1 protein-coding gene is annotated in these 502 nt (G+C 69.3%); it reads left to right on the top strand.

The window, feature by feature from the left end; all coding sequences use genetic code 11:
- Positions 1 to 60: 60 nt before the first annotated feature.
- Positions 61 to 502 (top strand): cobalamin biosynthesis protein (locus PGX04_RS22170; RefSeq protein ID WP_273740485.1); only part of this gene is annotated, 442 nt, incomplete at its 3' end.

The following is a 502-nucleotide window of genomic DNA, read 5'->3' as shown; positions in this document are numbered from 1 at the left end:
GAACGCAGCAGTCATGACTGAGCGGTCACATTCTGCTGGCAGCATGGAGGGGACCGCGACGTGCTGACGACGCTTTCGGTCATCGTGCTGGCGTTCAGCCTCGATCTCCTGCTCGGTGAGCCGCCGACCGCCGCCCATCCGGTGGCCTGGTTCGGCCGGCTCGTCGATGCACTGGACCGAGACTGGTACGACGGCGACCGGGGCCAACGAACGGCCGGTGTGGGAATCGCCGTTCTCGCACCGCTCGTCCCCGCTGCCGTCGCTTCGGGAACCGTCCTCGCGGCGACCACCGTTCATCCGATGGGGGGTGGAATCGCCGCTGCGCTCGTCCTCTTCCTGACGATCAGCCTCCGCTCGTTACTCGAGCTCACCGCGGACGTCGTCGCGGCGACCGAGAGCGATCTCGAGACGGCTCGCGAGCGGGTCAGGGGACTGGTCGGCCGGGACGCGTCGACCCTCTCGCCCGGCGAGCTTCGCAGTGCGGCTGTCGAGAGCGCGGCCG

This window comes from Natrinema soli (assembly GCF_028618695.1).
This window is presented reverse-complemented; position numbering and strand designations above follow the sequence as displayed.